Annotated in this window: 30 protein-coding genes; 13 read left to right on the forward strand and 17 right to left on the reverse strand. The window is 66.1% G+C overall.

Features of this window, described 5'->3' with window-relative positions; genetic code table 11:
* Positions 1 to 14: 14 nt before the first annotated feature.
* From ppc to SM753_RS04440, 6 genes are all read right to left on the reverse strand, one after another.
* Complete coding sequence (gene ppc / locus SM753_RS04415) at positions 15 to 2,705, reverse strand: phosphoenolpyruvate carboxylase (protein ID WP_323190689.1); 2,691 nt, start codon at positions 2,703 to 2,705, stop codon at positions 15 to 17.
* A gap of 270 nt (positions 2,706 to 2,975) precedes the next feature.
* Positions 2,976 to 3,299, reverse strand: a complete 324-nt coding sequence (locus tag SM753_RS04420; RefSeq protein WP_135535803.1) for a transcription factor S — start codon at positions 3,297 to 3,299, stop codon at positions 2,976 to 2,978.
* Positions 3,300 to 3,415: 116 nt separating this feature from the next.
* On the reverse strand, positions 3,416 to 3,973 hold the full coding sequence (locus SM753_RS04425; RefSeq protein WP_323190690.1) for a hypothetical protein: 558 nt from the start codon (positions 3,971 to 3,973) through the stop codon (positions 3,416 to 3,418).
* A complete protein-coding gene (locus SM753_RS04430; protein WP_323190691.1) occupies positions 3,970 to 4,878 on the reverse strand; it encodes a hypothetical protein in 909 nt (302 codons plus the stop codon). Before SM753_RS04430 ends, SM753_RS04425 begins: the two co-directional genes overlap by 4 nt.
* A 74-nt stretch (positions 4,879 to 4,952) precedes the next feature.
* The gene (locus tag SM753_RS04435) at positions 4,953 to 5,789 is read right to left on the reverse strand and encodes an HTR-like protein (RefSeq protein ID WP_138797949.1); all 837 of its coding nucleotides are present in this window, start codon (positions 5,787 to 5,789) and stop codon (positions 4,953 to 4,955) included.
* A 169-nt stretch (positions 5,790 to 5,958) separates the two neighbouring features.
* The gene (locus SM753_RS04440) at positions 5,959 to 6,942 is read right to left on the reverse strand and encodes a beta-ribofuranosylaminobenzene 5'-phosphate synthase family protein (protein ID WP_323190692.1); all 984 of its coding nucleotides are present in this window, start codon (positions 6,940 to 6,942) and stop codon (positions 5,959 to 5,961) included.
* A gap of 216 nt (positions 6,943 to 7,158) precedes the next feature.
* Here SM753_RS04440 and ilvD point away from each other — a divergent pair, with 216 nt between their 5' ends.
* The gene (gene ilvD, locus SM753_RS04445) at positions 7,159 to 8,886 is read left to right on the forward strand and encodes a dihydroxy-acid dehydratase (RefSeq protein WP_323190693.1); all 1,728 of its coding nucleotides are present in this window, start codon (positions 7,159 to 7,161) and stop codon (positions 8,884 to 8,886) included.
* 90 nt (positions 8,887 to 8,976) lie between these two features.
* Positions 8,977 to 9,621, forward strand: a complete 645-nt coding sequence (locus SM753_RS04450) for a bifunctional 4-hydroxy-2-oxoglutarate aldolase/2-dehydro-3-deoxy-phosphogluconate aldolase (protein ID WP_323190694.1) — start codon at positions 8,977 to 8,979, stop codon at positions 9,619 to 9,621.
* A 27-nt stretch (positions 9,622 to 9,648) separates the two neighbouring features.
* Here the strand turns inward: SM753_RS04450 and SM753_RS04455 are convergent, their stop codons facing one another.
* Together SM753_RS04455 and SM753_RS04460 are read right to left on the reverse strand one after the other, a co-directional pair.
* A complete protein-coding gene (locus SM753_RS04455; protein ID WP_323190695.1) occupies positions 9,649 to 10,566 on the reverse strand; it encodes a hypothetical protein in 918 nt (305 codons plus the stop codon).
* A 167-nt stretch (positions 10,567 to 10,733) separates the two neighbouring features.
* Complete coding sequence (locus tag SM753_RS04460) at positions 10,734 to 11,237, reverse strand: hypothetical protein (protein ID WP_135535795.1); 504 nt, start codon at positions 11,235 to 11,237, stop codon at positions 10,734 to 10,736.
* 128 nt (positions 11,238 to 11,365) lie between these two features.
* Here SM753_RS04460 and SM753_RS04465 point away from each other — a divergent pair, with 128 nt between their 5' ends.
* From SM753_RS04465 to SM753_RS04475, 3 genes are all read left to right on the forward strand, one after another.
* The gene (locus SM753_RS04465; RefSeq protein WP_138797953.1) at positions 11,366 to 11,959 is read left to right on the forward strand and encodes a hypothetical protein; all 594 of its coding nucleotides are present in this window, start codon (positions 11,366 to 11,368) and stop codon (positions 11,957 to 11,959) included.
* 181 nt (positions 11,960 to 12,140) lie between these two features.
* Positions 12,141 to 13,253 carry an AI-2E family transporter gene (locus tag SM753_RS04470; protein WP_323190696.1) on the forward strand — a complete coding sequence of 371 codons (1,113 nt, stop codon included), beginning with the start codon at positions 12,141 to 12,143 and terminating at the stop codon, positions 13,251 to 13,253.
* Positions 13,254 to 13,409: 156 nt separating this feature from the next.
* The gene (locus SM753_RS04475) at positions 13,410 to 13,628 is read left to right on the forward strand and encodes a hypothetical protein (RefSeq protein ID WP_135535792.1); all 219 of its coding nucleotides are present in this window, start codon (positions 13,410 to 13,412) and stop codon (positions 13,626 to 13,628) included.
* Between the two features lie 40 nt (positions 13,629 to 13,668).
* Here SM753_RS04475 and cysK read toward each other — a convergent pair whose 3' ends face one another.
* The 4 genes from cysK to SM753_RS04495 form a co-directional block, all read right to left on the reverse strand.
* Positions 13,669 to 14,568 carry a cysteine synthase A gene (gene cysK, locus SM753_RS04480; RefSeq protein ID WP_323190697.1) on the reverse strand — a complete coding sequence of 300 codons (900 nt, stop codon included), beginning with the start codon at positions 14,566 to 14,568 and terminating at the stop codon, positions 13,669 to 13,671.
* 88 nt (positions 14,569 to 14,656) lie between these two features.
* On the reverse strand, positions 14,657 to 14,929 hold the full coding sequence (locus SM753_RS04485) for a hypothetical protein (RefSeq protein WP_138797956.1): 273 nt from the start codon (positions 14,927 to 14,929) through the stop codon (positions 14,657 to 14,659).
* The gene (locus SM753_RS04490; protein WP_323190698.1) at positions 14,926 to 15,303 is read right to left on the reverse strand and encodes a helix-turn-helix domain-containing protein; all 378 of its coding nucleotides are present in this window, start codon (positions 15,301 to 15,303) and stop codon (positions 14,926 to 14,928) included. The genes SM753_RS04485 and SM753_RS04490 overlap by 4 nt, the downstream gene beginning before the upstream one ends.
* Before the next feature lie 46 nt (positions 15,304 to 15,349).
* Complete coding sequence (locus SM753_RS04495; RefSeq protein WP_323190699.1) at positions 15,350 to 15,994, reverse strand: helix-turn-helix domain-containing protein; 645 nt, start codon at positions 15,992 to 15,994, stop codon at positions 15,350 to 15,352.
* Positions 15,995 to 16,128: 134 nt separating this feature from the next.
* Between SM753_RS04495 and SM753_RS04500 the strand changes: the two genes are divergently transcribed.
* Positions 16,129 to 16,356 (forward strand): DUF2249 domain-containing protein, encoded by a 228-nt coding sequence (locus SM753_RS04500; RefSeq protein ID WP_323190807.1) that lies wholly within the window; start codon positions 16,129 to 16,131, stop codon positions 16,354 to 16,356.
* 60 nt (positions 16,357 to 16,416) lie between these two features.
* Positions 16,417 to 16,650 carry a DUF2249 domain-containing protein gene (locus tag SM753_RS04505; protein ID WP_135535786.1) on the forward strand — a complete coding sequence of 78 codons (234 nt, stop codon included), beginning with the start codon at positions 16,417 to 16,419 and terminating at the stop codon, positions 16,648 to 16,650.
* 45 nt (positions 16,651 to 16,695) lie between these two features.
* On the opposite strand, the gene SM753_RS04510 is transcribed toward SM753_RS04505, so the two are convergent.
* Complete coding sequence (locus tag SM753_RS04510; protein ID WP_138797957.1) at positions 16,696 to 16,998, reverse strand: DUF2249 domain-containing protein; 303 nt, start codon at positions 16,996 to 16,998, stop codon at positions 16,696 to 16,698.
* A gap of 88 nt (positions 16,999 to 17,086) precedes the next feature.
* On the opposite strand from SM753_RS04510, the gene SM753_RS04515 reads away from it, so the two are divergent.
* The 4 genes from SM753_RS04515 to SM753_RS04530 all read left to right on the forward strand — a co-directional run bounded on the left by SM753_RS04515 (position 17,087) and on the right by SM753_RS04530 (position 19,462).
* Positions 17,087 to 17,443, forward strand: a complete 357-nt coding sequence (locus tag SM753_RS04515) for a CGCGG family rSAM-modified RiPP protein (RefSeq protein WP_323190700.1) — start codon at positions 17,087 to 17,089, stop codon at positions 17,441 to 17,443.
* Between the two features lie 2 nt (positions 17,444 to 17,445).
* Positions 17,446 to 18,555, forward strand: a complete 1,110-nt coding sequence (locus SM753_RS04520) for a TIGR04053 family radical SAM/SPASM domain-containing protein (RefSeq protein ID WP_323190701.1) — start codon at positions 17,446 to 17,448, stop codon at positions 18,553 to 18,555.
* A gap of 2 nt (positions 18,556 to 18,557) precedes the next feature.
* Positions 18,558 to 18,851 (forward strand): hypothetical protein, encoded by a 294-nt coding sequence (locus SM753_RS04525; RefSeq protein ID WP_135535782.1) that lies wholly within the window; start codon positions 18,558 to 18,560, stop codon positions 18,849 to 18,851.
* Between the two features lie 101 nt (positions 18,852 to 18,952).
* The gene (locus tag SM753_RS04530) at positions 18,953 to 19,462 is read left to right on the forward strand and encodes a halocyanin domain-containing protein (RefSeq protein WP_323190702.1); all 510 of its coding nucleotides are present in this window, start codon (positions 18,953 to 18,955) and stop codon (positions 19,460 to 19,462) included.
* Between the two features lie 332 nt (positions 19,463 to 19,794).
* Here SM753_RS04530 and SM753_RS04535 read toward each other — a convergent pair whose 3' ends face one another.
* The 3 genes from SM753_RS04535 to SM753_RS04545 all read right to left on the reverse strand — a co-directional run bounded on the left by SM753_RS04535 (position 19,795) and on the right by SM753_RS04545 (position 21,749).
* Positions 19,795 to 20,991, reverse strand: coding sequence for a TIGR04347 family pseudo-SAM/SPASM protein (locus SM753_RS04535; protein WP_323190703.1), 1,197 nt, complete (start codon positions 20,989 to 20,991; stop codon positions 19,795 to 19,797).
* The gene (locus SM753_RS04540; RefSeq protein ID WP_135535779.1) at positions 20,988 to 21,287 is read right to left on the reverse strand and encodes an Htur_1727 family rSAM-partnered candidate RiPP; all 300 of its coding nucleotides are present in this window, start codon (positions 21,285 to 21,287) and stop codon (positions 20,988 to 20,990) included. Before SM753_RS04540 ends, SM753_RS04535 begins: the two co-directional genes overlap by 4 nt.
* A gap of 90 nt (positions 21,288 to 21,377) precedes the next feature.
* The gene (locus SM753_RS04545) at positions 21,378 to 21,749 is read right to left on the reverse strand and encodes a cupin domain-containing protein (protein WP_323190704.1); all 372 of its coding nucleotides are present in this window, start codon (positions 21,747 to 21,749) and stop codon (positions 21,378 to 21,380) included.
* 126 nt (positions 21,750 to 21,875) lie between these two features.
* On the opposite strand from SM753_RS04545, the gene SM753_RS04550 reads away from it, so the two are divergent.
* Positions 21,876 to 22,673 (forward strand): ZIP family metal transporter, encoded by a 798-nt coding sequence (locus SM753_RS04550; protein ID WP_135535777.1) that lies wholly within the window; start codon positions 21,876 to 21,878, stop codon positions 22,671 to 22,673.
* Positions 22,674 to 22,765: 92 nt separating this feature from the next.
* On the opposite strand, the gene SM753_RS04555 is transcribed toward SM753_RS04550, so the two are convergent.
* Positions 22,766 to 23,296, reverse strand: a complete 531-nt coding sequence (locus SM753_RS04555) for a DoxX family protein (protein WP_138797963.1) — start codon at positions 23,294 to 23,296, stop codon at positions 22,766 to 22,768.
* 236 nt (positions 23,297 to 23,532) lie between these two features.
* Here SM753_RS04555 and SM753_RS21320 point away from each other — a divergent pair, with 236 nt between their 5' ends.
* Positions 23,533 to 23,763 carry a DUF2061 domain-containing protein gene (locus SM753_RS21320; protein ID WP_369335323.1) on the forward strand — a complete coding sequence of 77 codons (231 nt, stop codon included), beginning with the start codon at positions 23,533 to 23,535 and terminating at the stop codon, positions 23,761 to 23,763.
* The last annotated feature ends 82 nt before the right edge of the window (positions 23,764 to 23,845 follow it).

Raw genomic sequence — 23,845 nt, forward strand, 5'->3', positions numbered from 1 at the left:
CTGCGTGCACCCGCTCAGCCCGTGTTTTTCATTCCCGCCGCGATCCCTTTGACGGTCAGTCGCAGTGTCCGCTCTTCCTCTTCAGTCCGGTGAGTCTGACGCAGCAGGTGCGTCTGGAGCAGGTTCAGCGGGTCGACGTACGGGTTGCGCCGGCGGAGGCTCTCGCGGAGCCAGTCGCGGTCGATGGCGTGGTCGCGGCTCGCGATGTCGGTGACCAGATCGACGGCGGCCTCGTACTCTTCGCTGACCCGCGGGAAGAACTGCTCTCTGAGTTCCGGGCGGGCGAGGTCGGCGTACTCCTCGGCTATCTCCATGTCAGTGCGGCCGAGCGCCATCGCGGCGTTGTCGATGCGCGTCTGGAAGAACGGCCACTCGGCGTACATCTCCTGAAGCGTCTCCACTTTACCGCCGCTGTCGAGATACGCCTGGATACCCGTCGCCAGCGCGTACCAGCCGGGCAGGATGCAACGCGACTGCGTCCACGAAAACACCCACGGGATGGCCCGCAGGTCCTCGACGTTGCGCTCGCCCGTCCGTGACGCCGGGCGCGAGCCGAGGTTCAGGTCCTCGATGACGGTGATCGGCGTCGCCTGCTCGAAGTACTCCACGAAGCCGTCGGTTTCGAGGAGGTCGCGGTACTCGTCGCGGGCGGCGTCGGCCATGGTGTCCATCGCGTCGACCCACTCGTCCTCCACCTCCTCGACGGGCTGGTTCATCGCGCGGTAGCGCGCCTTGACCTGGGCGTTCAGCATCTGCTCCATGTTGCGCTCGGCGATACGGGGATTGGCGTACTTCTCGGCGATAGCCTCGCCCTGCTCGGTGAACTTGACCTGGCCGGTGATGGTGTTGTTCGGGAGCGCGAGGAGCGCGTCGTTCATCGGCCCGCCGCCGCGTGAGATGGAGCCGCCGCGACCGTGGAACAGTCGCATCGTCACGTCGAAGTCGTCGCAGATCTCCGCGAGGTGACGCTGGTTCTTGTAGAGCGACCAGTTGGCGGCGAGGAAGCCGTTTTCCTTGTTCGAGTCGGAGTAGCCCAGCATGATCTCCTGGGTGTCGTCGCGCGCCGACAGCGCCTGCGCGTACGCCTCGTTCTCGAACAGGGTCCCCATGATCCGCCGAGCGCCCGAGAGCGCGCGTTCGGTCTCGAGCAGCGGGACGATATCAAGCCCGCAGTGACCGGGCAGGTCGACGACGTCGGCCTGGTCGGCGAGGAACAACACTTCGAGGACGTGGCTCGGCTCATCGGTCATCGAGATGCAGTACGTGTCGATGGCCTGAATGCCGAACTCCGCTTGCCACGCCGAGAGGGAGTCGAACCGTTCGAGAACCCGCGCCGCGGTGTCGGAAACGTCGCGTGTGTCCTCGATGTCGATGACGCGTTCGTCCTGCAGGATGCACTCGGTCAGTACGTCGACGCGCTCCGGTTCGTCCATCCCGGCGTAGTCGATTTGCTGCCGAGCGAGCGCCTCAGCGACGGCTTCGGTGTGGTTCTCCTGATGGTCGCGCAGGTCCAGACTCGCCAGACTGAACCCGAACGTATCGACGCGGCGGCGGAGCGGGTCGACGTGGGCCTCGGCCACGCTATCGGCGGCGTTGTCCCGGAGGCTCGCCGCGAGCATGTCCAGGTCGGATTCGAGTTCGTCGACATCAGTGTAGCCGCCGGGGCGAACGTCGCCGACGCGGTTCAGACGCTCGCGCATCAGTTTCAGCTTCTGCCTGTATGGCTCGCTGGGGTAGCGCGTTTCGGCCTCCTCCGCGATGCCGGGCAGGCGGTCGCGGTCGGCCGCGAGCGATCGCTTGAACGGTTCGCCGACTTCGATGCGGCTGCCGTCCTGGCTGAGAACGCCGGAGAGTTCTTTCAGCGCGTCGCGGTACTGTTCGAGGACGACCGCTCGCTGGCGTTCGAGCGTGTTCGTCGTGACCTCCGGCGTGACGTAGGGGTTCCCGTCCCGGTCGCTACCGGCCCACGAGCGAAACTCGAACAGTTTCGGCACGTCGATGGGTTCGCCGAACTCGTCGTCGAAGGCGTCTTCGAGTTCGTCGTACACCTCGCCGACGATGTCGAACAGCGTGTTCTCCAGATACCACTGGACGTTTCGCGCCTCGTCCTCCGGACTGGGGCGGCGTCTGCGCACCTGCGGCGTCTGCCAGAGGCTGGTCACTTCGGCATCGATGTCGCGCTCGACCTGGCCCCGTTCCTTGTCCGTGAGGATGCGTTCGTCCAGAGTTTCGAGGTGAGTCGCCACTTCCCTGAGCTTCGACTTGACCGTCTTCCGGCGCGCCTCCGTCGGGTGCGCGGTGAACGTCGGTTCGATGAGTACGTCCGCAAGCACCTGCTCGACCGTCTCGGTGTCCGCCTCGGACAGTTCCGCGGCCGCTTCTTCGAGACTGTCCTCTAGATCGCCGTCTTGCGATCCCTGCCGAATCGACCTGACCCGTTCGCGCTCCTCGGCGAGGTTGATCAGTTCGAAGTACGTCGTAAACGCGCGGGCGACGACGCTCTCCAGTTCGGGCGTTAACCCGTCGAGTTCGTCGTACAGCGGTTGTCTGGAGTCGGTCTTGCCGGCCCGGTAGTCGATCGCGGACGTCCGGATCGTCTCTACCGTGTCGAACGCTGATTGGGAGGCCTGGTCCGCCAGGACGTCCCCGAGCAACGCGCCGAGTTCCCGGACGTCCTGTCTTACCTCCCTGTTGTGCAGTCGCATAGTTTTCAGATCTCCCCCCGGGGCTAAAACGCTCGGGGACGTGGCGAAAAATACCGTCCTGAACCGAAGTTCGTGACAGACTGCTAGTCATGATCACGCCAGAGTTTGCCACACTATTGGTACTGGTACGCGGTTCGCACAGAAGGTTAGTCCTCTGGTCGGGTCTGTATCCACGTCTTCGGTGTATTCGTAATGCCGACAATGTGCCCCTCGAAAGAACTCATTTCCCAAAACGACAAATCTCCTTAAAACGGCAGTGCCAAGTGGGAATTAGTTGTAGTCCCGCCAGCGGTTGCCACACTCTTGGCACTTGAAAAACCGCGTCGGCGGTTCGTCTGCTGACCCTGTCTGTTTGATCGTGTACCAGGCCTTCGTGTGGCCGCAATCGTCACAGATCACGTCGTCTGCGGTCGGTTTCCCTTCGAAGTTCGACCCTTCCTCGGTCTCTATCACGTCGTCGTGAGTCTGGCTTTCGGTGCTGACGAACTCGGCCGCGCGGTCCTCGTCGCGCTCGACGGACGCGCCGCAGTCCGTACACACCATTTCGCCGTCCTGTGATTTCATCATAGAGCCGCAGTCGTCGCAGAACTGCATGGTCGGACGTAGTCGCTCCGGTCGCAAAAACGGTCCGCTCTGTGCGAGGTGGGCTATTGGCCACCGAGGTCGCACTGACTGTCGTCCATCCCCGCCGTCTCCCGACGACACCCGCGTTACCGGTCGGTTCCGGTGCCGATCTTGCCGAGGCGTTCGTCCTCGCGGACGACGGGACAGTTGACCACGCGGAAGCGGTCGAGGTCGACGATTTCCCGTATTTCGGTTCCTTCGTGGCCGCAGTGTACGTTTGGCGGCGCGGAGAAGAACTCGCAACCCTGACAGTAGGAGTGCTTCGATATCTCACGGACGTCTTCGACCGCGTCATCGACCGTCTCGGTCGGGTCGTCGGACGTTGCCTGCTTCCAGAGGCTCTCGCGGTCTATCTCGCCGACCTGCTCTTCGGTGAACAGTTCGTTCCTGTCCGCGCGCTCTCGGTCACTGCGGCGGTCGTCGACGCGGGCCGCGAGGTCGCCGAGGGGGGCATCGGGATCAGACTCGTTGCCGTCGATACCGTCGGGCCCGTCGCTACCGGCGCTGTCCGGAGTATCGCCGTGTCCCTCGTCGCCGTCGGCAGACGGTTTCGCCGCTGTCTCTTCGAACGGGTCCGCGGACCCCTCCTCCTCGTCCGAGATGCGGTCCGTGAGGTCGGAGAGGGGGCCGTCGTCCTCGCTCACGAACGGTCACCCTGGTCGACGCCGAGGCTTCCGGTTCCGTCGCGTTCCCCGACGCCGTCACCGTCCGTCACCATGTCGTCGAGCGACGAATCGAGGCCGGGTTCGACGCTCCCGCTCAGGGCCGGCGGCTGGCCGGTGACGAGCGTCGCCGAGTCGAAGAAGCGGCGTTTCCCTTCGACGTCGCTGAACGTGTTCGCACAGTGGGGGCACTCAGGTGCAGTCAGGAGTGCGATGTCGACCTCCGACCCGCAGTGGTCGCAGTCCGCTGTCCGGACGCCGAGGCGGTTAGCCGCGACCTGTAGCGACTCCGCCTCGGCCCGGCGCTCGGACTCCCCCGCCAGTTGCCGAACTTCGTCCCGAACGTCGACGACGGCGCGTGCCATCAGGTCCGTTCGCTCCTGAAGTTCGTCAGTCGTGTCGGTCAGATACTCCAGAACATCCTCGTAGTTCGCAAACCCGGCGTCGAGGCGGTCGTCGAGGTCCTCCAGATGCGTTTCGACCGCCGCGATGTCGTCGACGAGACGCTCGGTCTCCGCGTCGAGACCGTCCAGACGGTCGAGGACATCTGGATGGTCGTGGTCAGCGGGCGCTTTCCCGTCGGCCTCGCGTTTGACCTGAATGACGCGTTCCCGAACGTCCTCGATGAGATCCATGTATCGGTCGTCGATCTCGTCGAGTCGCTCCTCGACGGCGTCGGACACCCCATCGTCCGCGTTGACGAGTTCCTCGACGACGGCGTCCGGAGAGTCGCCGTTTTCCATCTGGTCGACCGCGTAGTACGATTCGATGAACTGACGGATCACGTCGTCGGGGCTCAGAGCCCGTTCGTCGGCCTGTCGGTCAAGCCACTCCCGCAGTTCGCGAGGAACGCTGACTGACAGGTCCCCCGACTCCTCACTCGACATTCATGCGGAATTCGGTAGCAAGACTCATAAGGGTTATTGCAAATCAGAGAGGTCCTCCGGGACGGCCGTTCGTTTCAACGTATCTTTCGAACGTTACTAATGTTGAAGCCGTCGTCCTCGATGTCAGTCTCGAATCGGACGATGTTTTCCTCCTCTAACCGGGAGAGAACGCCGCGGAACTGCTGGACGACCATCGTCCGGTCGCGTTCGCTCCCGCCGCTTTCCCACTCGAAGCGTATCGTCCCGTCGGCGGCGTCGTTGAGCCGACCCAACTGCGTATCTGTCAGAGCTTCTACATTCACGTGCAGGAGGATGAGACCGCCCCACTGCTGTGATGCCTTCTTCAGTCCTTTCATCAGGAGCGTGATACTCGACCAGTCCATCTGCTCGCTGGCCGCGCTGACGAGGTCGGTCACGGAGTCGATGACGACCAGATTCCCCGAGGCGTTCTCGTCGAGGTAATCGCCCATGGCGTCTAACACGTCGCGCCGGTCGTGGCGCTCGCCGAGCGCGGCGATGTCCTGGGTCTGCTGGGCGTACCAGTTGGTCGGGACCGGTGATAGCTGGAAGTACTCCGGCGACATGTCGGCGAAGGAGATGTCGTCGCTCACCGCGTCTACGATGTCCTCGTCCATGGTGAACGCCATCTCGTCGAGGATAGCCGACTGGTCGCTCGTGAGAGAAAGGTAGTGGACTTCGCTGGGCACGACGGAGTTTGCGTGCAGCGATCCGTAGTACAGGTCGAACAGTTCCGGGTCCGCCTCGACGAGAGTGTTTATCGCCGCGCTGGTGTAGAGGAACTCCCTGGCACCCGCGCCGATGTCGCCGGCGAGGAGGACGACGCTCCCCGGCGGGGCCCCGCCGTGTATCATCGAGTCGAGGCGCGAGATGCCGAAGGGGATCCTGTCCATACCCTCACGTGGCAGCGTATTCGCTTACGTTTTGTGGCGACACGGTAGCGTCAGCGTAGTCGCGGTTGTCGGAGTCGCGAAAGTGCATAGCCGGAGCGTCCCGACTCGCTTGAGAATCGACTCGTTGCGGTCCTCGAACAGTCGCATTCCGTCACTGCGGTCCCCGCTCTCACTCGCTCTCGACGGCCCCGCCGCGCACCGTCGCGCCAGCGTTGCGGACCGGAGCGACCAGCACGTCGCCGTCCACGCCCGCAGTGTCGAGGGCCTCCCGCGCCGCTTCCGTCGCCATGTCGGCCCCGTCGACATCAGTGAGGCCGTACACCGTCGGCCCCCAGGAGGACTGCCCCGCCCCGGTCACGGCGGGACAGTCCGACAGTTCGTCGACGATGGTGCCGACCGGCGGCCGGAACACGCCGCCCTGGGCGTCCGCGTACCAGGCACCGTTCAGTCGGCCTATCTCCGCGACCGCGTCGCCGAAGGCCGACCGCCGGCCTCCGGCGGCCGCGGGGAGGAGTCGCCGCGAGACGACGCCGCTTATCCTGTCGGCGATGGCGGGGTCCGCCCGCTCGATCACCGAGCGCATGCTCGCCTCTTCCTCGTCGCCGCTCCGGCCCGGATCGGCGTCGGGGACGGCGACGACGAACCGCCAGTCGTCGGGGAGTTCGTGCCGCGCCACGACGGCGGGGACCTGCCACTCGCCGTCGGCGGGGCGGTCAGTCGTGAACCGTCCGGTCGGGTGGCCGGCGTCGACGAGAAAGCCGCCGCGTTCGAATCCGGCGATGCCGACGCCGCTCCGGCCGCCGCGGCCCAGCGCCGGCGCGGCCGTCCGAACGTCTGGATCGGTCCCGTACGCCCGAGCGACGGCGGCGTACACTGCCAGTGCGAGTTGCGTGCCGCTCCCGAGGCCAATGTGTCTGGGGAGCGCCTCCGTCACCGACACAGTCGCGCCGGGAACGTCGAGCACGTCCGTCGCACGGCGAGCGTACTCGCGGGCCGCCTCGTGGTCCGCCGCGACCGTCTCCGCCGGGTCCGCCTCGACCTGGAGTCGGGGGGCCGCGAGCGATACGCCGAGGCTCCCGTACAGTCGCTCGTGAGCGAGCGAGAGGTTCTGGAACCCGAAGTGAAGACGCGCCGCCGTCTCGACAGTCGCCATTACCGGCGCTACGGGGTGAAGGGGGTTTTCGGTTTCGGCCCTGGCAACTATAGTAGCGCATTCGTCGCGACGTCTGGGTGCTGTTCAGCGGGGCAACGGTCGCGATGTATTGAGGCCGGCAGCGGGGTACCTCCCTGTTCCGGCGCACACGTTCGGACGCCAGCAACGCTTGTGTCCGTCCAGTTGTCTTAAGGCGTCCCGATTCGTTCACCGTGTATGAGCCAGCAGTCAGAGCCGCGCAGGGAGAAAGACGACGACCTGCGCAGCAGCGAAGTCACCGAAGGGGCCGAACGAGCCCCGCATCGCGCCATGTTCCGGGCGATGGGCTACGACGACGAGGACCTCACGTCGCCGATGATCGGCGTCGCCAACCCCGCCGCGGACATCACGCCCTGTAACGTTCATCTGGACGACGTGGCCCAGTCGGCCTACGACGGCATCGACGAGTCCGGCGGCATGCCGATCGAGTTCGGAACCATCACCATCTCCGACGCGATCTCGATGGGAACGGAGGGGATGAAGGCCTCACTTATCTCCCGGGAAGTCATCGCCGACTCCGTCGAACTGGTCTCGTTCGGCGAGCGTATGGACGGTCTGGTCACCATCGGCGGCTGCGACAAGAACATGCCCGGGATGATGATGGCCGCCATCCGGACGGACCTGCCGAGCGTGTTCCTCTACGGCGGTTCGATCATGCCCGGCGAGCACGACGGGCGCGAGGTGACGATCCAGAACGTCTTCGAGGGCGTCGGCGCGTTCGCCGAGGGCGACATGTCCGAGGACGAACTCGACACCCTAGAGCGCCAGGCCTGTCCCGGCGCGGGCTCTTGCGGCGGGATGTTCACCGCGAACACGATGGCCTCGATCTCCGAGGCGCTCGGGTTCGCACCGCTTGGCAGCGCGAGCCCGCCCGCCGAGGACGACGCGCGATACGACGTGGCACGGGAAAGCGGCGAACTCGCCGTCGAAGTCGTCCAGGAGCAGCGCAAACCCTCGGATTTCCTCTCGAAGGAATCCTTCGAGAACGCTATCGCGTTGCAGGTCGCAGTCGGCGGATCGACGAACGCCGTTCTCCACCTGCTCGCGCTCGCGGCCGAGGCCGGCGTCGACCTCTCGATCGAGGAGTTCGACGAGATCAGCCGACGGACCCCGAAGATCGCCGACCTCCAGCCCGGCGGCGAGAAGGTGATGAACGACCTCCACGAGGTCGGGGGCGTCCCGGTCGTCCTGAACGCGCTCTACGAGGCCGACCTGCTTCACGGCGACGCGCTGACGGTCACGGGCGATACGATAGCGGCGGAGCTCGAACGCCTCGACCCGCCGTCGATCGAGGAATTGGACGAGGACTACCTCTACACCGTCGATGAACCGAAAAACGAGCAGGGGGCGATCCGCATCCTGACGGGCAACCTCGCACCCGACGGTGCCGTCCTCAAGGTAACCGGGTCCGAGGACCTTCACCACGAGGGGCCCGTCCGCGTCTTCGAGACCGAGGAGAACGCGATGAAGTACGTTCAAGAGGGCAACGTCGAGTCCGGAGACGTCATCGTGATCCGGAACGAGGGTCCCCAGGGCGGTCCCGGCATGCGCGAGATGCTCGGCGTCACCTCCGCGGTCGCGGGCCAGGACCACGCCGAAGACGTCGCGCTCATCACAGACGGCCGGTTCTCCGGCGCAACTCGCGGACTCTCGATCGGTCACGTCGCCCCGGAGGCGTTCTCCGGCGGCCCTATCGGCGCGCTGGAAGACGGCGACTACGTGACCGTCGACGTCGCGGACCGGACGCTCGCGGTCGACCTCTCGGACGATGAGATCGAGGGTCGCCTCGACGACCGCGACGACCCCGAGCCCTCCTACGTCTCCGGCGTCCTCGCCAAGTACGGTCTCGCGATGGGGTCGGCGGCCAACGGCGCAGTGAGCAACCCCGGCGTGAAACGGGAGTAAGTCGCTGCGGGACCCGGGTCTGGAACCGGTTCGGGGGCGGCAGTTTGCGGTGACGAGTAGTTACAAGGGGGCGGCGGTCGGACCACGGATATGAGCAAGCAGGAGACGCTCCAGCGGATGCGAGAGAGCGGCGTCGTCGCTGTACTACGCGGTGCCGACGCGGACGTGACCGTCGACATCGCCGAAGCGCTCGCCGAGGGCGGCGTCACGGCGCTCGAACTGACCGCCGACACGCCCGGCGTCATGAGCCTCATCGAGGAGGTCGGCGACGCGCTCGACGACACCGATGTCATCGTCGGTGCCGGCACCGTACTGGACGAGGAGACGGCTCGGGCCGCCATCCTCGCCGGCGCGGAGTTCGTCGTCTCGCCCAGCTTTCACGCGGAAGTAGTCGAGACGTGCAACCGGTACGGCGTGCCCGTCGCCCCCGGCGTCGCCACGCCCACCGAAGCCGTCGAGGCGTACCAGGCCGGTGCTGACATGGTGAAGCTGTTTCCCGCCTCCTGTCTCGGCCCTGATTTCCTCGCCAGCATCAAGGGTCCGCTCGGCCAGATCCCGATCATGCCGACCGGCGGAATCGGCCCGGACAACGCCGGCGACTTCATCGAGGCCGGAGCCGAGTGCGTCGGTGCCGGCGGGTCGCTCGTCGACGACGAGGCCGTCGCGAACGAGGACTTCGATATGATCGCCGCGAACGCGGAGGCGATGGTGCAGGCGGTTCAGGACGCGCGGTAGGTGTTTCGGCGAGTTGCCGGCGCTCCATCACCCGGCCGAGAGCGCGTCGTCGATCCGGCGCTCCAGATCGACGAGGTCGTCGTGGAGGTCCTCGTGCCCGTCGATCTCGTCGATCCGGTCCGCTAGCCCCTGGAGCCGCGAATACTTCTCGCTCTCGTCGACGCCCGTCTTCTGGACGTACACCTGCTCCTCGACGTCGTACACCTCGTCTTCGGTCACGTCGGTGACCGCGAGCACGAGGTCTAGCTTGTCGGGGTCGACTCCGAGCACCCAGTCGTGCGGGATGTCGTGTTCGTCGAGCGCGTCGAGCACCGTCTCGTCGTCTTTCGGCTGCCGCCGCTCGCGGGTGGTCCGCCGGACCGTTCCGAACCGACCGCGCAGTTCCTGGTCGGGACCCAGGCGGTCGAGCAGAGGCCCTTTGGCGGTTCCTCGAACCCGGTTAGCGCCGCGCTGGACGTCCGACAGCAGCACGTACAGGTCTGTCAACGTCTCGGTGTCGAGCGCCGCCGGGTCGTCAGCGTCGAGTCGGTCGAGCATGTCGGCGAGCAACACGGCGTCGTCGTGGACGCGCTCGTGCGGCGTCCGGGCCGCTTCCGGCGGCGTGAGATGCGGGCTCTCCCGGCCGACCGCGTCGTCGGACGACCGGGAGAGCGTCTCCCCGTCAGAGGTGTACTCTGGGGAAAGAGAGAGCACGGTCGCGTACGGCTCGACGCCGGGCGGGAGGTCGTCGAGAGATAACGGCCCCTCGTCGAGGCGGTCGTCGAGGTCGTCGAACTGCCGCCGGCGGAGCGAGCGCTCCTCGCCGCTGTCCTGAAACCGGACGACGATCTGGTTCTCGAACGTGGCCTCGACCCGGAACGGCCGGTCCGAGACGGGGGTTACCAGCTCACTCGCCGGCTCGAGCCCCTCGCACTCCTCCCGAAGCGTGTCCCATAGTTCGCTCATACGGGAACGTTCGTCGCGCATCGGCAAAAGCATCAATCGCCGGATTTCGAACAGTTCCGGCGAGGGCATCGCGAGAGTCGCCGCACGAGGGGGTTCATACTGTCGGACGGTCGTGGCGCGATTCGGCACACGGCTATCGACAGCTTTGGGGCCGCCGTCCGACAGTATCAGTCCGGCCGGTCGCTCTCGTACCGAACGTCCACGCGGACCGCGTCGCCGGCGTCGGGAACCGGGTCGACGCGGACCGCGTCGAGCAGCGAATCGTGGATGCAGTCCGTCCAGACGTCCATCGCCGTCTCGTGATACTCCGCGACGGTTTCGTCGTCGACGGCCTCGCCGTGGTCGCGGCGGGCGGCGTTTCGCGACCCCTGCCGGGTCGGGATCCTGACGGTCGTCCGGTCGGGGTCATCGCCCCGGTAGTTCTCGACGAACCGCTCGGGAGGCAGACAGACCGACGTTGCGTCCGCCGCCGGCAGGGCGGACGTTTCGCCGTCGATGGCGTGCAACTCGGCGCGCGTCTCGCCCTCGAACGGCGACGAGACGCGGAGGCCGTGGCGACGCCGTTCGGACTCGTCGTCCCGGTTGCGCTCGAACGCCGCGATGAGGTCGTCGGGGTCGACGACGACGGTCCCGATCTGTTCTACGCCCCTCGCACCGTCCTGTTCCGACATGCGAGTACAGTCGCACTCCGCGTACTTAGGCTACGGCACTACTGCAAAACTGGTTCTGGGCCTCGGACGATGGGTCTCGTGGGCGCGGACCCCCACTGTTAGGCCGCTCGGCGTGGGACGGTCGACGGATGGACCTCAGACGACGCGTTCGCGACCGAATCGAGATGGATCCGGCCGGGCGGAGCGAGGTGGTCCGGCACTGGTTAGAGAGCGAGGTCGACCAGGACGACAGCAGCCTCGACCCGGAGGCGATAGACGACGAGGCCGAACTCGTCTCGGCACTTGTCGACCGCACGCCGATCGCGGCCCGGACATTCCGACCGCCGCGGCTGGACTGGTACCATCTGAATCTCTCGCCGGGACAGCTCGGCGACCTCAGGGTCGTCGAGGGACCGCCAGACGAGGAGTGGCGGCGTGTCGCCCCCGACGGGATGCTCGCCTCGGCCGCGTACCGGTTGTTCGAGGCCGACGAGCCGGAGCGCATCGACCGGAACGTCTCCCACGACCTGCTCGAAGTCCTCGACCTCGCGGACGACATCACCGCGTCGGGACCGCCGGAGGACCTGATACTCGTTCAGGACCGGCCGGACGAACTCCCGTGGATCGCGGACGGCAACCACACCGCCGCGGCCCAGCAACTCTCCGTGCTCCGCGGCGACGGCTACGTCGGCCAGGCGGCGTACCTCGGCGTCCGGCGCACGGGCGAGACGGAGCGCCCGTAGCGGCCGGCGCTCGCGGACCGCGGCGGGACCGCCTATCGCCGGGCAGTCGAGGCGCTGGCCGACGAGTTCCGGCCTGTCGGCTTGCAGACGGACGAAGGGGATATGGAGGCGCTGTTCGGCGCGGGCGTCCGAGCGCCGTCTGCGTACCGACGCTTTTCGCAGTCGCCGTGGTACGGCCGATATGACTCCCGAACTTTCGGACGTCGACCGGTCCCGCGTCGGCTGGTGGGCGCTCACGCTGGGCATCGCCGTCGCGTTCGCGTTCGTGTTGTACGCGCTCGTCGGAACGTTCGTGCTCGGACTGTTCGTCTACTACGGCACTCGACCGCTAGACCGCAGGTTCCGCCGGCACCTTCCCAAGGGAGTTTCCGCGGGCTTCACGCTCGTCGCTATCGCTTTGCCCGCGTTCGTGCTAGTCGGCTCAGTCGTCGTCGTGGCGGTCCAGGAACTCGGTCCGGAAGGGGTCGAAACCGTCGCTCAAACGGCGGGGTCCTACGCGGGCGTCTCGCTGGGCGAGGACCCCGTCGCGGAACTGCAGACGCTCGCCGCCGACACCGACACCGGAACCGCGATGGGGGTCGTCGCGACCGGTACCGGCGCGCTGGCGTTTCTGGCCGACGGCCTCCTGCACGTCGTCATCGCGCTCGTGGTCGCGTTCTATCTCCTACGCGACGACGACCACCTGCGGTCGTGGTTCGAGAACAACGTCGCGGACGAGGGGGAACCGCTGCACGCGTACGCCACCGCCGTCGACCGGGACCTCGGGACCATCTACTTCGGCAACGTGTTGCTTATCGGGCTGGTCGCCGCCCTCGCGACGGTCGTCTACCACGGGTTCAACCTCCTCGCGCCGCCCTCGCTAGCGATCCCCGTTCCAACGGCGTTGGCGATGCTGACCGGGTTCGCCAGTCTCATCCCTATCGTCGTCGGAAAGGTCGTGTACGTACCGCTGACGCTGTATCTCGCGGCCATCGCGTTCAGAGCGGACCCCGCCCTGCTGGTGTACCCGGCTGCGCTGTTCGCGGTCTGTCTCGCGCTGCTTGACCTGCTTCCGATGACGTATCTGCTCCCCCGGATCGCGGGCCGGAAGACCCACGTCGGGCTGGTGTTGCTCGCGTACGTCCTCGGTCCCGTGTTGTTCGGCTGGTACGGCCTGTTCTTCGGGCCGCTACTGCTGGTGCTCGGCGTCCAACTCGTTCGGATCGCGTTCACTGAACTGATCCACGGCGACGGAGTCACGCCGTACGTGACGGCCGCGGAGTCCATCGGTGCCGACCCCGAGGCCGAGGACTGATATGTCAGACGGCGGCCCCAAGACTGTCGATATCCCCGTGTATCGAACCTTCACGACGGTCCGCCCGACAGTACGAGCGGTCGACCGCAAACACACTGAGAAGTCGATCGCCGACACACCCATAGGCATTCACGGCGCGCCCGCCTTGGGATCAGTATGGCCTACACGTGGAAATACTACGACCTCGTCCTCGTCGGCATCGGATCGAGTATGTTGCTCGGCGGTACAATCGGCTTCCTGACCCCGCTGTCGGTCCAGGTCGCCATCATCGCCGCGGGCCTCGTCGCCATACTCATTATGGCCCACGGGATGTTCGTCAACGGCCCGGTCGACAGCCCCGAGGACCTCACGGAGGAAGTGGACTCGTTGAACTGAGCGGCCGTCACGACCTCGAAACGGACGGTCTTCCGCTCGGTCACTCGAAAAGGTCCGTCGAGAGGTACCGCTCGCCGGAGTCGGGGAGGACCGTGACAACGCGCCCCTTCGGGCGGCGCTCCGCGACGCGCTCAGCCGCGACCAGTGCCGCGCCGGAGGAGATCCCCGAGACGATACCTTCCTCACGTGCGAGGCGGCGGACGGCGGTGACCGCGTCGTCGCGGTGAACCGTCTCGATATCGTCGATCAGCGCCTCGCGGAGCACGTCGGGGACGAACCCAGCGCCGATGCCCTGGATGCCGTGGTCGCCCGGGTCGTCCCCCGAGAGGACCGCCGAGCGCTCCGGTTCGACCGCGACGATCTCGGGGTTCGCGCCGCGGATCTCCGTCAGGTATTCGGCGACACCGGTGATCGTCCCGCCGGTTCCGACGCCGGCGACGAACGCGTCGATCTCGCCGTTTGTCGCCTCGAACACCTCTTTTCCGGTCGTCAGCCGGTGTGCGCGGGGGTTGGCCTCGTTCCGGAACTGCTGGAGCGTGATAGCGTTCCCGTCCCGACACCGCTCTTTCGCGGCGTCGATAGCGCCGTTCATCCCGTCGTCGGCGTCCGTCAGGACGAGTTCGGCGTCGAGGCTGGCGAGCAGCGTTTGACGCTCCTCGCTCATCGACTCGGGCATCGTCAACACGAGATCATAGTCGTTCGCCGCGCAGACGGCGGCAAGGCCGATCCCCGTGTTGCCGCTAGTCGGTTCGACGATGGTGGTATCGCCGTCGAGTTCGCCCGCCGCCTCGGCCGCTTCGACCATCTCGCGGGCGATGCGGTCTTTCACGGAGTAGGGGTTGAACTGTTCCAGTTTCGCGAGCACGCCTCCGAAGGAATCGAGACGAAGAAGCGGTGTCGATCCGACGAGTTCCGTCGCGTCGTCGACGATACGGGGCATATCTGACCGTTGTCGGGAGCGACGGAGACGCTGTCCCCGAACGGGTTCGACCGCCTCCGGTCGGGAGCGTCGGGTCCGTTCGAACGGTTCACTCCGCGTACAGCGAGTAGAGGATGACGCCGAATCCGATCGCCGTCAGGCCGCTCTCGACGATCAGCGCGAGTTGCCGGTTCAGCCCGACCACTTGGTCCATCGCCCCCGCCAGTAACGACCCGACCGTGATCGCGCCGAACCCGATCGTGAGCGCCCGAAGCGCCGGGGAATGCGTCCGCTTGTACGCACGGAAGGCGTAGAAGGTGATCATCCCGCCCAGAAACAGCGTCGCGGTTTTGAGACCAACGATAATGAAGGGGTGAGTCATGTCTCCTTGCGCACCTCCGACCACATGGCGGCGAGCTGTTCGTCCGGAGAGCGCTCGGGTCGGGCGATCCCCACGTCGAACGAGTGGGCCTCGTCCAGTGCGATCCGGACCTCCTCGAAGTCGATATCGTACCGGGTCGTGTGTTGGCCGTCCGAGCGGATCTCGGTCTGTTCCGTCAGAAGCGAGGCCTCCGTGAGGAGGTCGAGCTTCCGGTAGGTAGTCGACAGCGGTACGTCGGCCGCGTCGGAGAGTTCGCTTGCTGTCATGGGCGCTTCGAGTTCCGTGATGATGGCGCGGCAGTCGGGATCGTCCAGCGCATCGAGGATGTTCTGCAGTGCTGGGGGGTCGTCGTCGCGAAAGGGGTCCCGCACCATTGTCAGAGTGGTAGTATGAGAGACGTAAAGTTCGTTCGGGACACGCTCACTGCTCGGGCATCGAGCTGATCTCGTCTAGGTACTGCTTGACTATCTTTTCCTCCGCTCGGTGGAGGGTTTCCGAGCAGGTCGACTTGGCGATGTCGAGCGTCTCGGCGAGTTCGGTGAGCGAGGACGTACGCGGCGTGTCGTAGTATCCGACTTCGACGGCGGTGCGGACGAGTTCGAGTTGGTGGTCGGTGAGCAACTGGCCGGATTCGATCGTCTGTTGAACGTAGTCGACGGTGTAGCTGACGCCGAACGCGTCCAACTGTTCGCCCAGTTGCGAGAGGCGGTCCTGCGGAGCGGTGAGCGTCCACTCGGCTTCCCCGTCGACGATGTCGAACGGCATCTCCAGCGGGACGCCGGAGTCCTGTACCGCGAACAGCAACAGCGGCATCGTCGTCTCGAACTGGATCAGCGCCTCGTTCTCGTACTCCTGGAGGAGGTCGACGTCTGTCACCTCGTCGTACGCGGTCATCTCGCCGATCAGGTCGGGCAGGTTCGGTGACGATATCTCCGCGAGGCCGACGCCAGACGCCTCCCCGGCAAGCGCCGCAACGATCCGGACGCGCGCCTCCGAGTACGATCTGGAGAGGTCGCCGATCCACGTCTTTTCCGGGATCGACAGCGTGAGTTTCGCCTGAGGCATATCTGTGCGTTTGGCCGACGGCCGGCAATAAGTATTCCCGAACATATTCGGGTTTTCTACGGATCGTCGACCGACCCACTACGAACATGGTCGGGAGAACGGCAAGGTACTACCCGTTCGAACGGACGGACGCGATGAGCACCGACACGCCCGACCGCACGCTCGACGCCAGGGAGATCGACGGAGAACCGTTCAGCGATATCGTGACGGAACTCGACGGCCTCGGCGACGACGAAACGCTCGTCCTGGTCAACAGTTTCGAACCGGAACCGCTGTATCAGGTGCTCGAACAGCGAGGATTCACCTACGAGACGGAACAGATCGCCGACGACGAGTGGCACGTCGCGATCGAGCACGCCTGATGACATTCCGAACACGTTCGGAACAATCGGTTCCTCCGACCCGGGACGAGTTGTCCCTGCATGACTGATCGAACGCTCGACCTGCGCGACGTGCCGCCGCCGGAACGCCACCCGAAGATTCACGACGCCTTCGGTGACTTAGACAGCGGCGAGGCGCTGACGCTCGTCAACGACCACGAACCGAAGCCCCTGTTCTACGAGATGAAAGCCGAAGTGGATGCGTTCGACGCCGAGGCGTACGAGGTCGAACGCCGAGACGAGAACGAGTTCGTCGCGACGCTGCCGAAGAAGTAAGGTTGGCCCCGTTTTCGAGTCCGCGACCGACGCGGGCGGAGACGGCTACGGTTTCCACACCGCCGTCACGACGGGCCCATCGCCGTTCCCGTCTCCCTCGTCGAGTTCTGTTTCGAACGTATCGTACTGATACCCCCTCTCCCCGAGTTTCGGGTAGAGGTGCTGTGGCGCGCGGTCGTTCAGTTGCACCAGCACCGTCTCGTCGTCGAGTTCCGCGAGTAGTTCCAGCGTTCGCTTGAGCGGTTGCGGCGGCGGGAGTTCGCGGGCGTCGAGCGTCTCCCGCGGACGGTCAGCCGGCGCGTCCGTCGATGCGAGTTGGTCCTCCAGCGGGTCTGTCGTTCCAGTCATGTGCGACGGTTCGGGTGCCGCCGGGCAAGCCGTTCCCCCGAACACGTTCGGGAGACGGGTTTCGGCCGCCGAGTGTCACCGTACGCATATGGGCTCCGTTTCTCACGACGACGTCGAACCGGTGACCGAGCGCCGACACGACAACTCCTGGTCGGCGAATCTAGAGAAGTCGGTTCACGCGGAAGAACGCGATATCGTCGTCACACAGGCGAAAGACGCCGTAGAGCACACGTTACCGGGTAACCACGTCAATCTCGTAACCCACGGGAACCACGGTCATCCAGAGACGTACCTGTACGACGAACTCCGTGCGGCGTTCGACGGCGTCGACCTGGAGTACGTCGAGCAGTGCGGATGCGGCGGTCACGTCACCCGCGTTCACGTCAGTTCGGACGCGTCGACGAACGCGGCGGAGAGAGACGAGGAAGAGACGATGGAGGATTGACCGTGCGCCCGAGCGCCGTCGACCTCGACGAACGGCCGTTCGTCCTGGTGTGGGAAGTGACCCAGGCCTGCGAACTCGCCTGCGAACACTGCCGGGCGGACGCCCAGGAGCGACGCCACCCCGACGAACTCACGACCGCTGAGGGGAAAGCGCTGCTCGACGAGGCCCGCGAGTTCGGGGACGGTCAGCTCGTCGTCCTCTCTGGAGGCGATCCGCTGGCCCGCGACGATGTCGTCGACCTCGTGTCGTACGGCACCGAGCAGGGGCTACGAATGACGCTCACGCCGAGCGGGACGAGGTCGCTGACACCGCCCGCCATCGAGGCGTTCGCCGACGCCGGCCTCCGGCGGATGGCGCTCAGCCTCGACGGCGGAAGCGCCGGCTCACACGACGCATTCCGCGGCGAATCGGGGAGTTTCGAGCAGACCGTTGCGGCCGCCGAGGCGGCCCGTGACGCGGGGCTACCGCTCCAGATCAACACGACAGTCTGCGCGGAGACGGTCGACGAACTGCCGGCGATCCGGGATCTCGTCGCCGACCTCGGTGCCGTGCTCTGGTCCGTGTTTTTCCTCGTACCGGTCGGTCGCGGTCGGGTGCTCGACCCGGTGTCGCCCGAGAAAGCGGAACGAGTGATGGAGTGGCTCCACGAGGTGAGCGACGCGGCACCGTTCGGCGTGAAAACGACGGAGGCTCCGCACTATCGCCGGGTCGGCCTCGAACGAGCGGACGGCGACGGCACCGCGGCACCCGACCGGGACGCCATCGGCCGCAGGGCGGGGATCCGCGCCGGAAACGGCTTCGCGTTCGTCAGCCACGTCGGCGAGGTGTACCCGTCCGGGTTTCTTCCGGCGGCAGCGGGCGACGTTCGCGAAGACAGCCTCGTCGACGTGTACCGACACGACGAACTGTTCCAGTCGCTCCGGAACCCTGACGCGCTGGGCGGGAAGTGCGGTTCGTGTCCGTTCCGTTCCGTCTGCGGCGGCAGTCGCTCGCGAGCGTACGCCCACACCGGCGACCCGCTGGCGAGCGACCCGCTCTGTGCGTACGTGCCGGCGGAGTACGACGGACCGCTCCCGTGGGACTCACCGTCTGACGCCGTCTCTGCGGACTGACCATGTCGGACGACGAACGGAGTGTCGTCGTCGACCCCGACGCCGCGGCCGACCGGATCCGGCGTCGCGCCGAGTCGGTTCGGCGGGCGGAACTGGACGACGCACTCGGCAAGCTAGAGACAACGGACGGACTCACGCCCGGACAGCGACGGGCGGTTCGACGAATGAGCGAGCGGATCACGGAGACGCTGATCGCGTCGCCGATGTCGTCGCTCCGCACCGCCGACGACGCCGAGACGGTCGCCGTTGCGGTCGAACTATTCGGCGGCGACGACGGCCGAGCGGACCAGTCCTGAGGCCGCCGGACGAGCCATATAACTCTTTCCCCGGTTCTCACTGGGCAGGGACATCGCCACTGTGTTAAATACGTGAGGTGCTTCGATTCGAGTGAAGAGAAATGACCGACAGAGACTCACTCGACAGGCGGCGCTTCCTCGCCGCGACAGGAGCCGGTGCCGCAGTACTGATCGCTGGTTGCTCGTCGGACAGTGACGGTTCCGACGACAACGAGGACAACGGGGACAACGGGAATAACGACGGTAACAACGACGGTAGCGGCGACGCCCCGGCCGCGGTTGACGACTTCCTCGGAGACGCCAACAACTACGACGGCGTCGTCGACGAAACGGGGTCGGACGAGGTGACAGTCTCCGTCGGTGACGGGGGAAGCAACGAGTTCGCCCCTGCCGCGGTCCGTATCTCGACCGGGACGACCGTGACTTGGAAGTGGGACAGCGACACCCACAACGTGTCCGTCAAGGACGCCCCGACGGACTGGAGCGGCCACGAGAACATCGAGAACACCGACTTCACGTACGAGCACACGTTCGACGAGACCGGAGAGTACATGTACGTCTGTACACCCCACGAACAGGTGGGGATGAAAGGCGCTATCGTCGTGGAGTGACTGCGGGAATCCCGCCTCGAACTCCGGTCGCCGCCGGTTCGTCGGCGGTCGCGACACCAGCGCTCGAACGCGGTCACACGCCCGACCACGCGATTGCGTGCGCTCGGATGTAATCCGGTTGTACGCTCCCGTCTTCTGTTATCCCGTCGCGCGGTTGCCGGGCCGTGCGGTTTTCCGATACTGCCGGACGGAGTCCGCGTAGGATTTCGGCACTCCGGAGAGTCTAATATCGTCACGAAGAGCCGCCCGAGACAGTGTCAGTCCCGGCCCACGTCCTGTACGCCCGCCAGCGTCAGGCTCCGGCCGCGCCTGCCGGCCCGTTCGGGCCGGACTCAAACGGAAACGTCGTCGCTTGCGACTTCCTCGTTCGTCAGATAACACTGCGGGTCCGGCCCGAACGGGTGATCGTGGACGCCGAGCGCGCGCAGTCGCGACGCGCCGCGGCAGACGTCCAGATATCGGCAGTCGGCGCACTTCCCGGTCAAATGGCTCTCCCGCTCGCGCAGCGCCGCGAGCAGGGGGTTGCTGTCGTCGTCCCAGATGGCGCTGAACGGGCGGTCGCGGACGTTACCCAGCGAGTACCCCTGCCAGAACTGGGTGAGGTGGACGTTGCCCTGATAGTCCACGTCGGCGACGCGCTCGCCAGCCGGATCGCCGCCGTTCCGTCGGAGGTACTCGCGGACGCGGGCGGCGGTGTCGTCGCCGAGTTCGGCGCGTGCGTACTCGACGAGATAGGCGGCGTCGCAGTAGTTGCCCACCAGCAGCGTCTCTATCTCCTCGCCGCGCTCGTGGTACTCGCGAGTCATCTCGCACACGCGCCGAACGGCACGGCGCTTCTCCGCGGGCGCGAGGTCGGCGTCACGGATCGCCGCGCCCCGACCGCCGTAGTCGAGGTGATAGAAGCAAAAGCGGTCGAGCCCCACGTCGTAGAGGAGATCGACCACGTCCTCCAGGTCCGGCGCGGTGCGCTCGGTGATGGTGTAGCGCAGCCCGGTTTTCAGGCCGGCGTCGAGACAGGCCTCGATACCGCGGACTGCGGCGTCGAACGCGCCCTCTTGCCCGCGGAAGGCGTCGTTGCGCTCGCGGAGGCCGTCGACGGAGACACCGGCGTACGCCAGACCGGCGTCGCGGAGTTCGGCGGCTTTCTCGGGAGTGATGAGGGTGCCGTTGGTCGAGAGGACGGGCCGGATTCCGAGGTCGGCGGCGTACGCGACTAACTCGACCAGGTCCTCTCGGACGAGGGGTTCGCCGCCGGAGAAGAGGACGACCGGAACGCCGTAGTCGGCGAGGTCGTCTAACAGGCGCTTCCCCTCGTCCGTCGAGAGTTCACCGGGGGCGCGCTCCTCAGTCGCCGCGGCGTAGCAGTGCTCGCAGTAGAGGTTACACTGCTTCGTCAGGTTCCAGACGACGACTGGCTTTTGCTGCTTTCGCTCGCGGATCTGGTCGGCATCGGAGTCGGCGGCCGCGTCGTAGCGCAGGCCGTCGCCCTCGGCGTCGAGGTCACAGAGGAGTTTGCTCACGGAGATCATAGTTCGTGTGTCCGGCCCTCCTCGCCGTTCGGATGCGGGGCAGGTGTCGCGTCGTCGTCGAGGTCGTGCGTGGAGAACCGGTGTGTCTCCTCGGCGGGGCAGATCCACACGTCCTCGGCGAACCAGGCGAACAGCCGCGTCGCCTGTTCGTGAGCCACCTCGGGCGAGGGGGCGCTAACGCTGCCGACGTGTCGCATGGGATCAGTATCGTCCTTGCGGACGAACACCTCCCACTCGCGCTGGTCGCCGCCGCGCGGGGAGTCACCGACGTTCGACCGACGTGTTTTCTCGACCATGTGCTGTCGTTCGCCGAAGCGCACAAAACACCTCTCGGGCGTTCCCGGGCGGTGAGAACGCGGTCAAACGTGTTCGGGGTAGCATCGCCTTCACCGCGGGTCGAACTCGCCCCGGCGAAGACCCTCGCGGACGAGTTGGTGGTCGGCGTCGCTCGGCGGCGGCGCGGTCACGAGCGTCGCTTCCAGCCGTTTCCCCTCGGCCCGGACGCCGCGAGCCTCGCCTGCGGGGACGGCGACCACGTCGCCCTCGCTCACGTCGTGTTCGCGTTCGCCGTCTTTGATCGTCCCGCGTCCGGTGCGGACCGTGATGACGACGTCGCTGTCCGGCGCGTGGACGGGGATGAACTGCCCCGGTTCGAAGAAGCCGAGGACCGCTTTCGCGCGCTCGCTCCGAAATATCTCTCTCGCGGTGAACTGGTCCTCGTCGTACGTCCGTTCGGCGTCGAAGTCGGTCGCGACCATGATCGGAGCGTCGCCCGGCGGCCGATTGACGGTTCCCGCGAACACGTTCGGCGGTCGGGGTTCGACGGGTACGAGACGAATCTGGTCGGGGGCGAAGTTATATCGCCGGGACACAGTACGAAAGACATGGATCTGCTGGCGAATCTGACACTCGTGTTCGTCGCCGGCCTCGTCACCGCTCTCGCGACCGGTCTCGGGGCGGTACCGTTTTTCCTGGTCGACGACGTGAGCGACCGCTGGAACGTTGCTCTCTGGGGGCTTGCGTCGGGAATCATGGTGTCGGCGTCGGTGTTCGGCCTGATCTTCGAGGGCCTCGCCGAGGGGACGATGAGAGACGTCGCTCCCGGACTCCTCGCCGGGGTCGTCCTCGTCGTGGCTGCCCACCGCGTCATCAGCGGGATGGAGGTCGACCCGCACGAGTACGAGGAGGCCGACTTCAGGAAACTCGTGTTGATACTCGGCGTACTCACGGTCCATAGCTTCCCGGAAGGCGTCGCCGTCGGCGTCTCCTTTGCGGATCTGAACGTCGGACAGGGGCCGGCCGTGCTCGGGTTCACCGTCCCGGTTCTCGCTATCTTCATGACCGTTGCTATCTCCATCCACAACGTCCCCGAGGGCGTCGCTGTCTCTATCCCGCTTCGCGGCCTCGGCGTGAGCGAGTGGAAGATGGTCTGGTGGGCCGTCTTCTCGAGTCTCCCCCAACCGATCGGCGCGGTGTTAGCCTTCGCGTTCGTCCGGGTCGCGCGGGAGTTTCTCCCGTTCGGATTCGGCTTCGCCGCCGGAGCGATGATCTATCTCGTCGTCACCGAGTTCATTCCGGAGGCGCTTTCCATCGGGGCGTCGCTCCCCGACGGAGGCCGACCGGAGTTGATCGGCGGCCTGTTAGCAGGGGTCACTCTCATGCTACCGCTCGCGTTCGTGTAGCCGTCGACACGAAAGCGCTACCTTCGGTCCGTCTCACCCGCTGAGCTACCGGTCTCTCAGCGGTCTGTCACAGGAGAAAAAACGACGCGGTGTCAGCCGAGCAGGTGTCGTAGTTTCGGGTACCGCTCGACCAGGTCCAGGTCTTCGAGGCGGGCGTCGAGGCCCGCGATACGGCCCGCGCCGAACGCCCCGAGACCGAACAGGAGCAGGGCGTACACGACGTGGTCGTCGATCACGATTCCGTTCTCCAGCGGCAGGCTGGCCGCCCAGTAGAACGCCATCATCACCGCGCCCCAGAACGCCGCGAAACGGACGAACCCGCCGACGAGCAACGCCGCTCCGATGAGCGTCAGCCCCCAGGCGTTGAGGGGGTCGATCAGCCACAGCCAGTCGGCCGCCAGCGTCGCCCAGAGCCCGCCGAAGGGGTTGCCCTCCGGCACGGCGTGAACGAGAAAGCCCTCGGCGGTCCACGCGGGGTCGAGGAGTTTGTCGACGCCCGCGTAGAAGAACGTCCAGCCCATCACCAACCGCAGGGTGAGCAGGGCGTACCCCACGGTGTTGCCCGAGTATTCTACGTCGCGCTCCCGACCGAACAGGTCGGCTTCGAACCGGTTAGTTGCCATCGGTGGTCACCTCTACATGTAAAACACGTTCGGGGACGCACCTAAATCGGCCAGCAGGTTCTCATCGCGTGGGAACACGCGGAGGGAGTAATGAGCCGCGGCTACCAATCATCGAATACGCTCCTAATCATGGGCACTACCCGGTTCCTCTCGGCGATACGCCGCCAGCTCCCCAGTCCCGTCGAGGCCCGGTCACGCGCGCTGGTCATACTGTCGGCTGTAATCCCTTGAAGAATATCGGACCCTCGGGGTCCGAGTATCTTTACGAAGTTACAGCCGACAGTATCAAGACCCTGCTCTACCGCGGCCTGATGGTGGCAATCACGGTAACCATCGCGTTCGTCGTCACGGGAAACACCGGTGACGCCCTCCAGATCGGTTTCGTAACGAATCTCGTGAAGACCGGGACGTACTACGGCTACGAGCGACTGTGGGCACGCGTCTCCTGGGGCCTCGCGGCGGACTGATAGAGCCGGTCGCCGGGGGTTCGGTGTTCGACAGAGCCGGTTGTTTCCGCGGATCGAGGGCGGTGAAATCCGCCACCGGACC

It is taken from the genome of Halostella sp. PRR32 (assembly GCF_034808085.1).
GTDB lineage: Archaea > Halobacteriota > Halobacteria > Halobacteriales > Natronoarchaeaceae > Halostella > Halostella pelagica.

Coding starts and splice junctions, on each gene's coding strand:
- ppc (WP_323190689.1), bottom strand. CDS start 2,705: ATGCGACTGCACAACAGGGAGGTAAGACAGGACGTCCGGGAACTCGGC.
- SM753_RS04420 (WP_135535803.1), bottom strand. CDS start 3,299: ATGCAGTTCTGCGACGACTGCGGCTCTATGATGAAATCACAGGACGGC.
- SM753_RS04430 (WP_323190691.1), bottom strand. CDS start 4,878: ATGTCGAGTGAGGAGTCGGGGGACCTGTCAGTCAGCGTTCCTCGCGAA.
- SM753_RS04435 (WP_138797949.1), bottom strand. CDS start 5,789: ATGGACAGGATCCCCTTCGGCATCTCGCGCCTCGACTCGATGATACAC.
- SM753_RS04440 (WP_323190692.1), bottom strand. CDS start 6,942: ATGGCGACTGTCGAGACGGCGGCGCGTCTTCACTTCGGGTTCCAGAAC.
- ilvD (WP_323190693.1), top strand. CDS start 7,159: ATGAGCCAGCAGTCAGAGCCGCGCAGGGAGAAAGACGACGACCTGCGC.
- SM753_RS04450 (WP_323190694.1), top strand. CDS start 8,977: ATGAGCAAGCAGGAGACGCTCCAGCGGATGCGAGAGAGCGGCGTCGTC.
- SM753_RS04455 (WP_323190695.1), bottom strand. CDS start 10,566: ATGAGCGAACTATGGGACACGCTTCGGGAGGAGTGCGAGGGGCTCGAG.
- SM753_RS04460 (WP_135535795.1), bottom strand. CDS start 11,237: ATGTCGGAACAGGACGGTGCGAGGGGCGTAGAACAGATCGGGACCGTC.
- SM753_RS04465 (WP_138797953.1), top strand. CDS start 11,366: ATGGACCTCAGACGACGCGTTCGCGACCGAATCGAGATGGATCCGGCC.
- SM753_RS04470 (WP_323190696.1), top strand. CDS start 12,141: ATGACTCCCGAACTTTCGGACGTCGACCGGTCCCGCGTCGGCTGGTGG.
- SM753_RS04475 (WP_135535792.1), top strand. CDS start 13,410: ATGGCCTACACGTGGAAATACTACGACCTCGTCCTCGTCGGCATCGGA.
- cysK (WP_323190697.1), bottom strand. CDS start 14,568: ATGCCCCGTATCGTCGACGACGCGACGGAACTCGTCGGATCGACACCG.
- SM753_RS04485 (WP_138797956.1), bottom strand. CDS start 14,929: ATGACTCACCCCTTCATTATCGTTGGTCTCAAAACCGCGACGCTGTTT.
- SM753_RS04490 (WP_323190698.1), bottom strand. CDS start 15,303: ATGGTGCGGGACCCCTTTCGCGACGACGACCCCCCAGCACTGCAGAAC.
- SM753_RS04495 (WP_323190699.1), bottom strand. CDS start 15,994: ATGCCTCAGGCGAAACTCACGCTGTCGATCCCGGAAAAGACGTGGATC.
- SM753_RS04500 (WP_323190807.1), top strand. CDS start 16,129: ATGAGCACCGACACGCCCGACCGCACGCTCGACGCCAGGGAGATCGAC.
- SM753_RS04505 (WP_135535786.1), top strand. CDS start 16,417: ATGACTGATCGAACGCTCGACCTGCGCGACGTGCCGCCGCCGGAACGC.
- SM753_RS04510 (WP_138797957.1), bottom strand. CDS start 16,998: ATGACTGGAACGACAGACCCGCTGGAGGACCAACTCGCATCGACGGAC.
- SM753_RS04515 (WP_323190700.1), top strand. CDS start 17,087: ATGGGCTCCGTTTCTCACGACGACGTCGAACCGGTGACCGAGCGCCGA.
- SM753_RS04525 (WP_135535782.1), top strand. CDS start 18,558: ATGTCGGACGACGAACGGAGTGTCGTCGTCGACCCCGACGCCGCGGCC.
- SM753_RS04530 (WP_323190702.1), top strand. CDS start 18,953: ATGACCGACAGAGACTCACTCGACAGGCGGCGCTTCCTCGCCGCGACA.
- SM753_RS04535 (WP_323190703.1), bottom strand. CDS start 20,991: ATGATCTCCGTGAGCAAACTCCTCTGTGACCTCGACGCCGAGGGCGAC.
- SM753_RS04540 (WP_135535779.1), bottom strand. CDS start 21,287: ATGGTCGAGAAAACACGTCGGTCGAACGTCGGTGACTCCCCGCGCGGC.
- SM753_RS04545 (WP_323190704.1), bottom strand. CDS start 21,749: ATGGTCGCGACCGACTTCGACGCCGAACGGACGTACGACGAGGACCAG.
- SM753_RS04550 (WP_135535777.1), top strand. CDS start 21,876: ATGGATCTGCTGGCGAATCTGACACTCGTGTTCGTCGCCGGCCTCGTC.
- SM753_RS04555 (WP_138797963.1), bottom strand. CDS start 23,296: ATGGCAACTAACCGGTTCGAAGCCGACCTGTTCGGTCGGGAGCGCGAC.